Genomic DNA, 12,765 nt, shown 5'->3' on the forward strand with positions numbered 1-12,765 from the left:
GTCCGCTGCGGTGCCCGAGCCGCCCCTGACTGGGCGGTCGGTGCTCAGGGTCTTGACGTCCCCTCGAGATGAATGTAACGCTACACCGACGCGATGTAGCGCTACATCCAATCGATGACGAGGTGACGTGGCATGAAGCAGGTGGATCGCCGGCGAGTGATGGGGTGCTGGCTCGGCAAGGCGGTCGGGGGCACTCTGGGTCAGACCTTCGAAGGGCTCGAGGGCCCGCTCGAGGCGGAGTTCTACGTACCGGTGCCCACGGAGATGGTCCCGAACGACGACCTCGACCTCCAGGTCCTCTACGCCTGCGTGATGGACCTGATGGACTCGCCCGCCGTGGACCGGCACGTGTTGGCGGAGTCCTGGCGCAACCACGTGGAGTTCCCCTGGAACGAGTACGGCGTCGGCATGCGCAACCAGGCCGAGGGCATCGAGCCGCCCCACTCCGGAAGCTTCGACAACTGGTTCACCTGTGGCGAGGGTGCGGCGATCCGGAGCGAGCTCTGGGCCTGCCTGGCGGCCGGTGACGCGGACCTGGCCGGCGCCTACGCCTACGAGGACGCCTGCTTCGACCATGCGGGCGACGGGATCGATGCGGCGGTCTTCCTCGCGCGGATCCAGGCGCTCGCCTTTGTCGAGTCCGACCCCAGGACCTTGATCGACGGCGCCCTGGCCGGCCTGTCCCCGGAGAGCGGGATCACGCGTGTGGTGCGGGACACGCTGTCCTGGCTGGGCGAGGGCCTGGCCTGGCTGGCGGTCCGCGAGCAGATCGTGGCGCGCTACGGCAACAGTGACTTCACCGACGTGCGGATCAACACCGGCTTCGTCATCCTCGGCTGGCTGGCCGGAGCGTCCTTCGGTGAGCGGATCCTGATCACGAACAACTGCGGCGGGGATTGCGACTCGTCCACCGCGTCCATCGGTGCCCTGCTGGGGATCCTCGACCCCGACTCCATCGAGGAGCGTTGGCTGGCGCCGATCGGTCGTGACCTCGTGCTCAACCCGGAGATCACCGGGATCGAGGCGCCACCCACCCTTGACGCGTTCACCGATCTCGTCCTCGACCTTCGGGCACGGCTGGACGGGCGGCGCCCAGACGCCGTCAGCGGCCCCTTCGATCCGCAGGACCACCGCATCGAGGTCGGGCTCGGCTGGATGACCACCGCGAACGGCAAGTGGGACGTCCGTGACCAGACCGAGCTCCCGCCCGCCGGCAGCCCGGTGCCCGAGGTGGGCCTCACGGCGACGACCCTGCCGGGCACCTGGGTGCGGATGCCCGCAGCCGATTTCCAGGACAGGATCCTGGTGCTCCGCTACCGCTTCGACGCGCGCGGACGCACCGACGTCCGGCTGATGTTCAACTGCACCGAGCACTACCGGATCTGGTTCGACGGCGAGTACCTGCACGGAGCGCAGGGCAGCCAGTACCAGTTCCCGGCGCCGCACATGGCGCCGCTCGGCCAGTTCATCGACTTCCGGCCCGGCGCGGGCGTGCACGAGGTGACGGTCGCCGTGAAGCGGCCGCCCGCGCACCGCGAGGTCGCGGAGTGGGTGATCGGTGCCGTCGAGCTGCCCGGGCACATGTGGATCGAGAACGCGTTCCGACCTGACGTCGCCGGATGAGGTTCGCGGCCGCGTGGTGCGGTGAAACGAGGCCTCGCGCTCAGAGGCCGTCGCGGTCGTGCCAGTGCTGCTGCCAGCGCCAGTCGATCGGCTCGCTGGCACGCTGATACCGGATGTCGGTGGACAGGCGCATCCGCTCGTCCGGGTCCACGTTGTCCAGCGCCGCGTGGATGATGTGCGCGGAGTGGATCACCACGTCGCCCGCCCGGTAGTCGGTCACCAGCCACCGGGCGTCGTGGGCGTCGGCGAGGCCGGGCAGGTCCGCGGTGATGGACGCCGCCGGTCGCTTCAGCCGGCCCTGCGCCTCCTCCGCGAGGGTCACCCGGTGTGAGCCCTCGAGGTAGGTGAGGCCACCGAGCGTCGTCGGGCAGTCGCCGAGCGGGATCCACATCGACAGCACCCGGTCGGTGCCGTCGCGCAGGTACACGAGGTCGTAGTGGGCCTGCGTGGCCGTGCCGATCCCGTTCTGGCCCGGCCTCGTGTGCCGCAGGATCTTGCGCCGGTGCAGGTGCACGTCGTCGCCGAGGAACCAGCCGAACCAGTCCGCGATCGCGGGCAGCCGACACAGGCGGTCGTACTCGGCCGAGGGAACGACGTGCCCGAACAGCGCCTGCCGGTAGGTGGCCTGATCGATGGGTCCCGGGCCGGCGATCCCGTCCTCCGGTCCGGTGCCCGGCCGGGTGACGCCCGCGGGCGCGAGGGTCTCGAAGTAGAACCTGCGGAACGCCGCCACCTCCTCGGTCGGGAGCTGGTCCCGCAACAGCAGGTAGCCCTGGGCGCGCAGGCGACGCCACAGCGCGTCCCGGTCGCCGCGCTCGGCGTCCGGGGTCTCGGCGAGTTGACCAAGACGGTCTGGACTTTCCGCCAGCTCGTAGCCGTTCGACGTCAGCATTCGACGTACGCTAGCGTGCGGCGAACCTCCTGCCCATGGACGATCGGCGGCGAACACTTGGACTTTTCTGCACCCAGTAGCGGTCCGGGCTGGCGAGCCTACCCGGCGGCGGAGCCCGCCCTGCGGGACAGCGGCCTGAGCTGCCGCGGAGCCGGGGAGCAGAGCGGTCCGTCACGGCACACCCGGGACCGCCGCCTCGCCACGCACGGCCTCGTGCTCGTCACCGAGGGTCGCGGCCGGTACGCCGACGAGGCGCACCCCGACGGCGTCGCCGTGCAGGCACCGGCGGTGATCTGGCTGTTCCCCGGGCTGGCGCACGGATACGGGCCCGACGGCGGTGGCTGGCAGGAGCACTGGCTCCTCTTCGAAGGGGTCGGCACGCGCGCGCTCGAGGGTTTCGGTGCCTGGGACCGCGACGAACCTGTGCGTCGCGCGGCGCCGGAGCTCGTCGGGCGGGTCACCCCCGTGTTCGCCCACCTGCGCCGGCTGCTCGCCGTGCCCGGCGGGCGCGGGGCGATGCTCGCGGCGGCGCTGACCCACCAGCTCATCGCGGTCGCGGCGGAGTGCGCGCCGCCGGCATCCGCGGCGCAGGCGCCGGACGTGATCGAGTCCCTGGCCGCTGCCGCGCTGGTCCCGATGCCCGTCGAGCGCCGCGCCCGCGCGCTGGGCCGCACCGAGGCCGAGTTGCGCGAGGCGGTGCTGCGGGCCACCGGGCTCACCCCGCACGAGTTCGTGCTCGCGACCCGCCTGGAGCGGGCCCAGTTCCTGCTGGCGGAGACCACGGCGGGCGTGGCCGAGGTCGCCGTCCAGGTCGGCTACGACGACCCGGCCTACTTCAGTCGGCTGTTCCACCGCCGGGTCGGGATGTCGCCGTCGGCGTTCCGGGAGCAGGAGACCCGTCGCGGCGAGCCAGCTCGGTCATGATCGCCGCGTCGACCTCGCGGCGTGAAGCCAGGTAGTGCTCGCGGTCGTAGCTGAACGTGGCGTACCCGAGTTCGCCGGCCTGGTCCACGGTGGCCCGCGCCGTGGCCGCGTCGGTCAGGTCACGCAGCAGCTGGAGCGCGCGGTGATCGTCCATGGCCTGGGCGAACACCCGGTACCTGATGCTCGGCCACGGCCGCCCGTCCGGTCCCGGGTAGACGATGAACGGGTCCCCGGCCGGGAACGCGGCGCCCGCGCTGGTGTCCGTGAACGGGTCGATCGGACGTGTCGAGTACTGGGCGGCCCAGAAGTTGAAGCCCCAGTGCAGGAAGCCGGGCGCGCCGGCCACGAACAGCTGCCGCCCGAGCACCCGGTTGCGCAGCGACGGCAGCCCGATGAACCGGTTCGCGACGTCGCGGTGCTGGGACACGCAGTAGTACACCCACGGGCTCATTCCGTGGTCGAGGAACTCCTGCACGTGGTTGGTGGCCACGATCGGAGTGTCCACGGTTCCGGAGCGTGCGAACTCGAAGTCGCTCAGCGCGTCCACGACCGTGGCTCCGGCGAGCAGGTCCTCGACCACGGCCCGCGCGGCCCGGTAGTCGACCAGCATGCGCTCGCCCGGTTCGTCGCTGATGTGGAAGAGCACGCCGCCGTCCCAGTGCTCGGCAAGGTAGGCGCGAAGCGCGGGCAGCAACTCCGCCAGGAGGGCCCGGTAGGCCGGGTCGGTCGCGGGCACGTCCCACCCGAACCGCCGCTCGACGCCGGCCGGGGTCCGGACGTAGATGGCCGGGGTCGCCTTAGCGCCCCACTGCGTGAACAGGTGGGCGATCTCCACGGTGGTGATCCCGTGCTTGCGGCACAGACCCAACCACCTACCCAGGAGGTCGAAGTCGAAGACGTGACCTCCGCCGTCGGGCGTGATGCCGACCAGCTGCACCGGCGTGCGCTCGGACCCCACCGCGGTGTCCAGCGGCGGCGTCCAGGTGGGCGTGAGCACGGAGTTCACACGCATCCGCGCGGCGGCGCCGAGGTAGGCGTCGAGCAGGTCCCAGTGCTCCTCGCTGAACACAGGCACGTCGTAGTACTCGGCCAGGCTGTCCGCATGCAGCCAGTGCGTGTTGACGATGTCCAGCGCGGGCAGCTCGACCGGGTGGACCACGACCTCGATCGTCGCGGTGAACAGCGTGGCACCGTCGGCGTCCGCCACGCTCAGGCGCAGGTCGTGGCGCCCGGCGAGAGCCGGGTCGCTCACCTCGACGTCGAACCACAGCGCCTGCCAGTACCCGACGGCGGGGCGCACCGGAGTCCCGGACGGCACGGGCCGGAGCAGGTCCGGGTAGAGACCGGGGGAGTCGCGCAGGTAGCCGTGGTCATGCCCGTCGAACGCCACCAGGGCGCAGGGCACGAGTTCGACCGTCGACACCTTCACCAGGTGCGCGAGCGGACCGTCCACCCGCGGGTGCAGTGTGCCGAGCGCACTCAGGCTCTCCGCGGCGGGCGGCAGGTAGGCGAGCTGGACGGACAACGTCTCACCGAGGAACCCGGACAGCGGCGCACCGGCCGCCATCGGTGCCGGGCGCTCGTCCGCGAACACCTTCTCCAGGGTGTCGACGAGCTGGAACGTCCAGTCCGGGCGGGGGTGGGGGCGATCGGTCACGTGAGCTTCCTCGGGTCGCGGTGTTGCGTGGAGACTAACGGGCCCGCGCCCCCGTGACCTCACGCGCTCGCGGGCGCCGTCACCAACCGGGCGCGCCGGCAGGGGCAGCCGGGGTGTCCCTGCGGTTGCCGAGGATCGCGCCGATGGTCGCCAGCATGCCGCCGGCCACGGCAACGAATCCCGCCGGCCCCCGCTGGATCAGGACGTAGCCTCCGGTCGCGAGGCCCTGCTCGTCGACGCCGTCCCAGATGACCTCCGCGGTGGGCACGAGGACCAGGGCCAGCACCAGGATGAGGAGGCCGAGACCCGCGAGCAGCACCGGCCACGTGCGGGTGCGGCGCCAGACCAGCGCAGCCACGCCGCCGAGCGCGAGGAGTCCCGTGATGTACAGGCTGATGGTCGCGACGGGATCCTCGCTGAAGTCCGGGTCCCCGGGGGTGGCGTTGCTGACCGTCCAGGGCAGGATCGCCGCGACGAGGGCGATCGCGAGCCCACCGACGGCGAACACCAGCGCGGTGGTCGGTGCGCGCGACGGACGTCCGACCTGGTGATCCGGGTGCCCCTGCATTCCCGGAGTGTAGGCAGCCGGCTGGGCGCCGGCCCGGTCGTGGCGTGGGTGCAGGTGCCCATTGACCCCGCACCTGCCGTGCCAAGATCGCCCCTCGTGACGGACGAGGTCGACGGCGCAGTCACTGGGTCGGCGGGGCGGCGGTCGGGTCGGGGCTGCTCAGAGGATGGCGCCGGGGTTGAGCAGGCCCCTCGGGTCGAGCGCGTCCTTGATCGTCCGGTTCAGCCGGAGCACGTCCTCGCCGACATAGCCGGGCAGCCACGCCTTCTTGGTGCGGCCGACGCCGTGCTCGCCGGTGATGGTGCCGCCGAGCCGGATGGCCAGGTCCATCACCTCGCCGTAGGCGACCTCGGCGCGGGCGGCCTGGCCGGCGTCGTCCGGGTCGAAGACCACGAGCGGGTGGGTGTTGCCGTCCCCGGCGTGGGCGATCACGCTGATGATCACGTCCCGGGCGGCGGAGATGTCCGCGATCCCGGTGACCAGGGCGCCGAGCTCGGGCACCGGCACGCCGACGTCGCCGAGCAGCAGCCGGCCCTTGGTCTCCACCGCGGGGATCGCACCGCGGCGCGCGGCGGTGTAGGTCTCGCCGAGCTCGACGTCCGCGGTCACCAGGACCTCCTGGGCACCGAACTCCCGGCAGACGGCGGCGATCGCCTCGATCTCGCGGGTAGCCGCCTCGCCGGGCTGGTCGGACTGCGCGATCAGCATCGCCTGGGCGGTGCGGTCCAGGCCGTAGCCGTGGATGTCCTCGACGGCGTTGATCGCGACGTTGTCCATGAACTCGAGCATCGAGGCGCGGGTGCTGCTGGCGACCGCGAGCACGGCCCGGCAGGACGCGCCCAGATCGGCGAACGTCGCCACCATCGTGGCCGACGGCGGCGGCTGGGGCACCAACCGCAGCACGATCCGGGTGATGATCCCAAGGGTGCCCTCGCTGCCCACGAAGAGCTTGGTCAGCGACAGTCCGGCGGCCTCCTTCAGGCGCGGGCCGCCGAGGTCGACGGCGGTTCCGTCCGCGAGCACGACAGTCAGGCCGAGCACATAGTCAGTGGTGACGCCGTACTTCACGCAGCACAGGCCGCCGGCGTTCGTGGCGACGTTGCCACCGATCGAGGAGAAGCCGATGCTCGCCGGGTCCGGCGGGTACCAGAGCCCGACGGCGGCGGCCGCGGCCTTGAGGTCGGCGTTGATCACGCCGGGCTCAACGAAGGCCATCCGGGTGACCGGGTCGATCTCGACGTGTGTCATCTCCGCCATCGACACCACGATCCCGCCCTCGACGGCGGACGCGCCCCCGGACAGGCCGGAGCCGGCGCCGCGCGGGACGATCGGGATCGAACGCGCGCCGGCGTAGCGCACGACCTGCTGGACCTGCTCGGTGGTCTGCGGCAGGACCACGGCCATCGGCAGCCCGGCGTTCGGGTCGAGCGCACGGTCCCAACGGTGCGCCTCCCGCTCGTCGATGCCGTGCAGCACCTTCAGACCTGGCAGGGCTTGGACCAGGTCCTCGATCCGATCGGTGTCGGATTCGGGAGTCGTCATCGTCTGGTTCACTCCGTCGGTCGTCATCATCGGCGCCTGTCCTGGACCGCTGCATCCTCGTCCGCAACGATAGTCGCGTGGCGCGGGCCAGATTGCCGCGTCCGGCGAGAACCGGCAGAACATGCATCAGCACAGGATCTGCGCATCATCGACCGAGTCCCCGCGTGGCACACCAGCCGGTTCTCTCGTCCGGTCAGGACGCCGAAGTGCTACGTGATGGTTCCAGGTCGGGCGGCACGGTTGGTCGGTGTTGACCGCGAGGCCGCCCTGCGATCGGGAGACGTGCTCGGGCGTCTCATCGACGCGTTCGTCACGGCGCAGATTCGACCGCTGCTCGCGTTGGGGACGGGACCGGTCAGTCTGTCGCACTTGCGAGACCGTGGCGGAGCCACAGCCATGTCCGGCTGATCTTCCTCGCAGGCCGGGCACCGACACCGAGAGTGATGTCTACGTTGCGGCGAACCAGGACAGCAGGCGACCCTTCGACCAGCACCGGCCGAGCGCCTCCGAGTGCCGCCCCGCCCGGTCGAAGGTGGCCAGCCCGATGATGCTGTGGCCGGAGGCGGGACGGTCACCGAGCGTCGGGATCGTCGGTGCGACGCCGACGCCCTCCGCGGACACCCAGGCCACCGGGCGGTCGCCGGCCGCTTCCTCGAGGCTGTCCAGGAAGAGTCGCCGGCCCTCGAGGGGCAACCGGGACAGCGCCCACGTGGAGGTGATGACCGGCACGGCGTGCGCCGGGACCCGGGCGATGGCGTTCGGCAGCATCGACGCCGGGGCGCCCTGGAGCAGCACCGGTGGTTCGCTCCTCGCGAGCGAGACCTCGGCGTCCAGCCGCTCCAGCTGCTCGCGCCGGTCGGGTGCCACGCAGGCGCGCAGCCAGCGGGCGTCGTCGGGGTCGGTCACGTCCACCGGGTCCCGGTCGATGCCGACCCGGGCGACGACCTCGGGCAGGGCGAGCTCCGGCAGCGGCCGGTCGCCGACGATCGAGGCCGACCGCTGGGCCGGCGAGGCCAGGTCCCCGAGCGTCTGACCGTTGCCGTAGGTCAGGCCGACCCGGTCGACGGTCAGGTTGAGCCCGGCCGAGCAGCCGACGTCGATCAGCCCGATCGCGTTCGCGCCGACGCGGTGCGCGGCGTGCGCGATGGCCGGATACAGCACCGTGGCCCGTCCGGTCTCCTCGGCCCGCAGCTGTCGGCTGGTGACGATCGCGACGACGGCGTCGGCCATCGCGGTGAGCGTCTCGACGGCGGCGCTGGCGGCAGCGTCACCGTCGCCGGCCGCGTAGGCCTCGGCGAGCGCGGGGGCCCGACCGGTGAGGGCGAGGTCGTGCAGCGCGGCGAGGACCATCGCGGGACGTCGCCTACGGGCCGGCGCCGTCTCGACGGCGCGCAGCGCCGCGCTCGACCGGCTCACGGCGATGGCGACGCGTCCGGACAGGGGCGACGCCCCGCCGTCGTCCTCCGCGAAGCGCCGATACGCCTCGGCGAGTGCGCGTGAACTACCCACGGCTGCCAACGATCTGCCGTCGTCTCCGGTCGGTGTCTGGCATCGGCGACGATCCTAGCCAGGGCGCGGCCCGCCGTCGTGACTACGTGGTGGACACCCGCCGGTCACCGCGTCGTTCGAGGTTAGGCTGGAGGCGATCACGCCAGGAGGATATTCATGAAGATCGCCATCGGGTCCGACAGCTCGGGACACGGATTGAAGGACGCCGTCGCCGCGCATCTGCGCGAGGGCGGCCACGAGATTATCGACGTCGGCTGGGACGGCGCGGGTGAGGCGGAGTACTCCGCCCACTACGCCAAGCAGGTCGCGCACCTGATCCGCGACGAGGCGGCCGACCGCGGCGTCCTGATCTGCGGTACCGGCATCGGGATCTCGATCTCGGCGAACAAGGTCCGCGGCATCCGGGCTGCGGTGTGCTCGGAGCCGTTCACGGCGAAGCACACCCGCGAGCACAACGGTTCGCAGATCATCGCGTTCGGTGCCTTCGTGGTGGCTCCGGAGATGGCGTTCGCGATCACCGACGCGTTCCTCGGCGCCGAGTTCAAGGGCGGCATCTACCAGGAGCGCTTCGAGATCATCGCCGGTATCGAGGCCGAGGAAGCCCGGGTCTGACGCGGCCCGGTCAGGCACCGTCCGCGGCCGTCCCGGTGAGCCGGGTCCGCAGCTGGTCGGCGCTGGGGTTGCGCAGCACCTGATCGCCGATCAGCACCGTCGGCGTCAGTTCGTCCCCGTTGTTGAGCCGGCGGACCTCGGTGTTCGCCTGCGGGTCCGCCCACACGTTCACCCAGGTGATCCGGTCGTCACCACGCAGGTCGTGGAGCAGACGCTCGCAGTAGACGCAGCCGGGCTTCCAGAACACGACCGCGCCGCCGGTGCCGAGGCGCTGCGCGGCGGACCGCCACGGGGTGTGCCGCCCGCGTCGGGCGAGCAGTGCGACCAGGAGCAGCCCGGCCACCACCACGGCACCGATGAGCCACGGGCTCCCGTCGCCCAGGACCAGCAGGACCAGAGCGAGAAGGACGGGCAGGAGCCCGAGGAGCAACTGCTTGCGGCGTTCCGGAGCCATCGTTCGAGACTAATCCGACGGTGGCACAATCCATGCCCATGAGCGCAATCGAACTGCTACGTCAGCTCGGCGATGTTCTCGACGGCCACCGCTGGGACGACCTGCCGGCACTGCTCCATCCGGCCTTCCGAGGCGACTACGTCCACACCGGAGAGCAGTTCGGGCGGGATGACTTCGTTCGGCTGAACGTCGACTACCCGGGATTCCAGCGGTTTCGATGGGAGGACCTCGTCGACGCCGGCGATCGGGCGGTTGGCCGCGCTCTGGTGACGGGTACCGTCGACGAACAGGAGCAACGCTTCGGGGTGGCGACCTTCATCACCGCGCGCGACGGGCTGATCGCGGAGCTGACCGAGGTGTGGACCGACGTCGAGCAGACACCGCCGAGTGACCGCCGACCGGTCTGACCGCCATCCGCGACACAATGGCTCCATGACCGATCCCGAGTCCGCAGGCCCCGCGACCGTCCGGTCCGTGGCCCGGGCCGCCGGCGTCTCGGTCGCCACGGTGAGCCGGGTGATGGCGGGCACCGGGGTGGTCAGCCCCGCGCGGACCGAGCGAGTACTGGCGGCCGCCCGAGAGCTCGGGTACCGACCGGACCCCATCGCCAGGAGCCTGGCCACGGGCACCTCCCGCCGCATCGCCGTGCTGGTCCCGAACCTGTCCAACCCGTACTTCTACGACATCATCCGCGGGATCGGCCGGGCCAGCGCCGCGGACGGCTACACCATGATCGTCGCGGACTCGATGGAGGACGCCGCCGCCGAACGGGCCCTCGCCGTCGACATGCTCCAGCAGGCGGACGCGCTGCTGCTGGTGGCACCGCGCTCCGACCGGGCCACGCTGGAGGCGCTGCAGGGTTCGCGCCGGCCGGTCCTGATGCTGCTCGGCCCCAGGTCCGAGACCGAGCTGCCGGATCTCAGCGTGGACAACCTCGGCGGGATGACCAAGCTCTACCGGCACCTGGCCGACATCGGTCACCGGCGGGTGATCTACCTGTCCGGACCGCCCGGGGCGTGGCAGAACCTGCGCCGGCTCGAGGCGGCGCGCCGCGCCGAACGGTTCGGCGTGCAGGTCACGGTCCTGGAGGCGGGTGGCACCATCGCCGCCGGGCACGGCGCGGCCGATGCCGCCCTCGACATCGGCCCGACGGCGATCGCGTGCTTCAACGATCTCGTCGCCTTCGGGGTGTTGAACCGGCTCACCGAGCGTGGCATCGGCGTCCCGACCGACATCTCTCTCACCGGGTACGACGACATCGACTTCAGCGCCTACTCCTCACCGGCCCTGACCACGGTCCGCACGCCCCGCGAGCGGCTGGGCAGCGAGGGCTGGCAGACGCTGCGCCGGATGATCGACGGCGAGCGCGTCGACCCGGCGCCGGCAGAGCTGGCCGCCGAGCTCGTGGTCCGCGACTCGACCGGACCGGTTCCGAGCGAAGCCGCTCAGGCCAGCGCGTAACCGCCGTCGACGGGCAGCGTGTGCCCGGTCACGAAGCCGGCCGCCGGGGAGAGCAGGAACAACGCCGGACCGGTCACGTCCGCGGGCGAGCCCAGCCGCTTCATCGGGGTGCGGCCCACGATGCGCTCGTGGTTGGCGGGGTCGGCGAGCAGCTGGGCCGTCATCTCGGTGCGGATGTACCCAGGCGCGATCGCGTTCAGCCGGATCCCCTCCTCGCCCAGCTCCACCGCGAGCCCCGCGATGAGCTGTGACAGCGCCGCCTTGACCGAGCCGTACGGCACGATCCCGGCCAGCACCCGCTCCGCCGACATCGAGGACATCGCCAGGACCGATCCCGGGCGGGTGCCGTCCCCGGCGCGCAACGCCCCGTGCAGCGCGCGCACGATGCGGTAGAACGAGGACAGGTTGACGTCGACCAGCCGCGCCCAGTCCTCCTCGGCGATCTCGATGCCCGGGGTGCGGACCTGGATGCCGGCGGCCGTGACCAGGTGGGACAGGCCACGCCCGTCGAGCCAGTCGGTGATCCGGGCCGGGAAGTCGGCCGCGGCGACGTCGGCGACGAGGCCCTCGGCCCCGGCCCGCTCGGCGATCTCGTCCACGGCAGGGGAGCGGTCGACGAACAGCACCCGGGCACCCGCGCCGGACAACGCGGTCGCGATGTCGCGGCCGATGCCGCTCGCGGCCCCGGTGACGACGGCGGTCTGGTCCGTGAACGTCACTTCGCCCCCTCCCGGGCCGCGGTACGTGCCGCCTTGGCCGCGTGGAACGCGTCCATCCGGTCGGTGAACTCGACCCCTTGGAGCGTCTCCTCGCTCAGCTCGTTCAGCGCCGCCTCGCTCGCGGCGAGCCCGTCGTCGAGCAGTTCCCGGTTGAGCCAGCGCTTGGAACGGGCCAGTGCGTCCGGCGCTGCCGCGCGGACGCCGTTCAGCACCCGCTCGAGCGTGCCGTCCAGTTCCTCCTGCCCGACGGCGTAGGTCGCCAGGCCGAGGTCCCTCGCCTCCTTGTGGCCGAGGGTGTCGCCGGCGAGCGCCAACCGCGCGCCGAGGCGCCGGCTCGACGCCGCGGGCATGGCGCCGAAGTAGACGGTCGCCCACACCCCGATCTTCGCCTCCGGCAGCGCGAACGTGGCGTTCTCGCCGGCGATCACGATGTCGCTCCAGGTGACGAGCTCGACCCCGCCGCCCAGCGCGGCGCCCTCGACGACGGCGATCACCGGCAGTGGCGAGGCGGCGATCGCGTGGAAGGTGGGCAGCATGCCCGTGACGAAGTAGTCCTTGGCGCCCTGGACGCCGTCGAGTGCGCTCATCGCGTCGATGTCGTTGCCCGCGCAGAAGGACCGCCCGTCACCGCGCAGCACGATCGCGCGCTGCGCCGGGTCCTGCTGCGCCGCCCGGACCGCCGCACCGAGGGACTGCCAGGCGGCGAGGTCCATCGAGTTGCGCTTGTGCGGCCGGTCGAAGGTGATGACGGTGTGGTCCGGGTGGACGTGGACGGGCACGAGGGCTCCTTCGGGGGATGGCAGG

At 71.9% G+C, this 12,765-nt stretch carries 14 protein-coding genes; 6 read left to right on the top strand and 8 right to left on the bottom strand.

From position 1 onward, the window contains the following. Positions 1–132: 132 nt before the first annotated feature. Positions 133–1,623 (top strand): ADP-ribosylglycohydrolase family protein, encoded by a 1,491-nt coding sequence (locus GKS42_RS02310; RefSeq protein ID WP_154792375.1) that lies wholly within the window; start codon positions 133–135, stop codon positions 1,621–1,623. A gap of 40 nt (positions 1,624–1,663) precedes the next feature. Here GKS42_RS02310 and GKS42_RS02315 read toward each other — a convergent pair whose 3' ends face one another. After that, the gene (locus GKS42_RS02315) at positions 1,664–2,515 is read right to left on the bottom strand and encodes a phytanoyl-CoA dioxygenase family protein (RefSeq protein WP_154792376.1); all 852 of its coding nucleotides are present in this window, start codon (positions 2,513–2,515) and stop codon (positions 1,664–1,666) included. A 15-nt stretch (positions 2,516–2,530) separates the two neighbouring features. Here GKS42_RS02315 and GKS42_RS02320 point away from each other — a divergent pair, with 15 nt between their 5' ends. Then, positions 2,531–3,439: a helix-turn-helix transcriptional regulator gene (locus GKS42_RS02320; protein WP_290368044.1), complete on the top strand. Its 909-nt coding sequence runs from the start codon at positions 2,531–2,533 to the stop codon at positions 3,437–3,439. Here GKS42_RS02320 and GKS42_RS02325 read toward each other — a convergent pair. The 3 genes from GKS42_RS02325 to GKS42_RS02335 form a co-directional block, all read right to left on the bottom strand. Then, the gene (locus tag GKS42_RS02325) at positions 3,351–5,096 is read right to left on the bottom strand and encodes a DUF4091 domain-containing protein (protein WP_232847887.1); all 1,746 of its coding nucleotides are present in this window, start codon (positions 5,094–5,096) and stop codon (positions 3,351–3,353) included. The two genes, GKS42_RS02320 and GKS42_RS02325, sit on opposite strands and share 89 nt — an antisense overlap. Positions 5,097–5,175: 79 nt before the next feature. After that, entirely contained in the window at positions 5,176–5,664 is a 489-nt protein-coding gene (locus tag GKS42_RS02330; protein ID WP_154792378.1) for a hypothetical protein, read from the bottom strand. Between the two features lie 159 nt (positions 5,665–5,823). Then, a complete protein-coding gene (locus GKS42_RS02335) occupies positions 5,824–7,236 on the bottom strand; it encodes an FAD-binding oxidoreductase (protein WP_232847888.1) in 1,413 nt (470 codons plus the stop codon). Between GKS42_RS02335 and GKS42_RS27005 the strand changes: the two genes are divergently transcribed. Next, complete coding sequence (locus tag GKS42_RS27005; protein ID WP_435529657.1) at positions 7,132–7,614, top strand: DUF4143 domain-containing protein; 483 nt, start codon at positions 7,132–7,134, stop codon at positions 7,612–7,614. The two genes, GKS42_RS02335 and GKS42_RS27005, sit on opposite strands and share 105 nt — an antisense overlap. A gap of 39 nt (positions 7,615–7,653) precedes the next feature. Here GKS42_RS27005 and GKS42_RS02340 read toward each other — a convergent pair whose 3' ends face one another. Next, positions 7,654–8,715 carry a DUF2332 domain-containing protein gene (locus GKS42_RS02340; protein ID WP_154792379.1) on the bottom strand — a complete coding sequence of 354 codons (1,062 nt, stop codon included), beginning with the start codon at positions 8,713–8,715 and terminating at the stop codon, positions 7,654–7,656. Between the two features lie 156 nt (positions 8,716–8,871). Between GKS42_RS02340 and rpiB the strand changes: the two genes are divergently transcribed. Further along, a complete protein-coding gene (rpiB, locus tag GKS42_RS02345) occupies positions 8,872–9,327 on the top strand; it encodes a ribose 5-phosphate isomerase B (protein ID WP_154792380.1) in 456 nt (151 codons plus the stop codon). A 10-nt stretch (positions 9,328–9,337) separates the two neighbouring features. Here rpiB and GKS42_RS02350 read toward each other — a convergent pair whose 3' ends face one another. Then, complete coding sequence (locus GKS42_RS02350) at positions 9,338–9,781, bottom strand: glutaredoxin family protein (RefSeq protein ID WP_154792381.1); 444 nt, start codon at positions 9,779–9,781, stop codon at positions 9,338–9,340. Positions 9,782–9,819: 38 nt separating this feature from the next. Here GKS42_RS02350 and GKS42_RS02355 point away from each other — a divergent pair, with 38 nt between their 5' ends. Beyond that, positions 9,820–10,188: a nuclear transport factor 2 family protein gene (locus GKS42_RS02355; protein WP_168217720.1), complete on the top strand. Its 369-nt coding sequence runs from the start codon at positions 9,820–9,822 to the stop codon at positions 10,186–10,188. Between the two features lie 25 nt (positions 10,189–10,213). Continuing rightward, positions 10,214–11,242 (top strand): LacI family DNA-binding transcriptional regulator, encoded by a 1,029-nt coding sequence (locus GKS42_RS02360; protein ID WP_154792383.1) that lies wholly within the window; start codon positions 10,214–10,216, stop codon positions 11,240–11,242. On the opposite strand, the gene GKS42_RS02365 is transcribed toward GKS42_RS02360, so the two are convergent. Then, on the bottom strand, positions 11,227–11,961 hold the full coding sequence (locus GKS42_RS02365) for an SDR family NAD(P)-dependent oxidoreductase (protein WP_168217721.1): 735 nt from the start codon (positions 11,959–11,961) through the stop codon (positions 11,227–11,229). The two genes, GKS42_RS02360 and GKS42_RS02365, sit on opposite strands and share 16 nt — an antisense overlap. Further along, the gene (locus tag GKS42_RS02370; RefSeq protein ID WP_154792385.1) at positions 11,958–12,740 is read right to left on the bottom strand and encodes an enoyl-CoA hydratase/isomerase family protein; all 783 of its coding nucleotides are present in this window, start codon (positions 12,738–12,740) and stop codon (positions 11,958–11,960) included. Before GKS42_RS02370 ends, GKS42_RS02365 begins: the two co-directional genes overlap by 4 nt. Positions 12,741–12,765: the final 25 nt, after the last annotated feature.

Source organism: Occultella kanbiaonis (assembly GCF_009708215.1).
In the GTDB taxonomy this organism is placed as follows: domain Bacteria; phylum Actinomycetota; class Actinomycetes; order Actinomycetales; family Beutenbergiaceae; genus Occultella; species Occultella kanbiaonis.

Coding starts and splice junctions, on each gene's coding strand:
- GKS42_RS02310 (WP_154792375.1), top strand. CDS start 133: ATGAAGCAGGTGGATCGCCGGCGAGTGATGGGGTGCTGGCTCGGCAAG.
- GKS42_RS02315 (WP_154792376.1), bottom strand. CDS start 2,515: ATGCTGACGTCGAACGGCTACGAGCTGGCGGAAAGTCCAGACCGTCTT.
- GKS42_RS02330 (WP_154792378.1), bottom strand. CDS start 5,664: ATGCAGGGGCACCCGGATCACCAGGTCGGACGTCCGTCGCGCGCACCG.
- GKS42_RS02335 (WP_232847888.1), bottom strand. CDS start 7,236: ATGATGACGACCGACGGAGTGAACCAGACGATGACGACTCCCGAATCC.
- rpiB (WP_154792380.1), top strand. CDS start 8,872: ATGAAGATCGCCATCGGGTCCGACAGCTCGGGACACGGATTGAAGGAC.
- GKS42_RS02350 (WP_154792381.1), bottom strand. CDS start 9,781: ATGGCTCCGGAACGCCGCAAGCAGTTGCTCCTCGGGCTCCTGCCCGTC.
- GKS42_RS02355 (WP_168217720.1), top strand. CDS start 9,820: ATGAGCGCAATCGAACTGCTACGTCAGCTCGGCGATGTTCTCGACGGC.
- GKS42_RS02360 (WP_154792383.1), top strand. CDS start 10,214: ATGACCGATCCCGAGTCCGCAGGCCCCGCGACCGTCCGGTCCGTGGCC.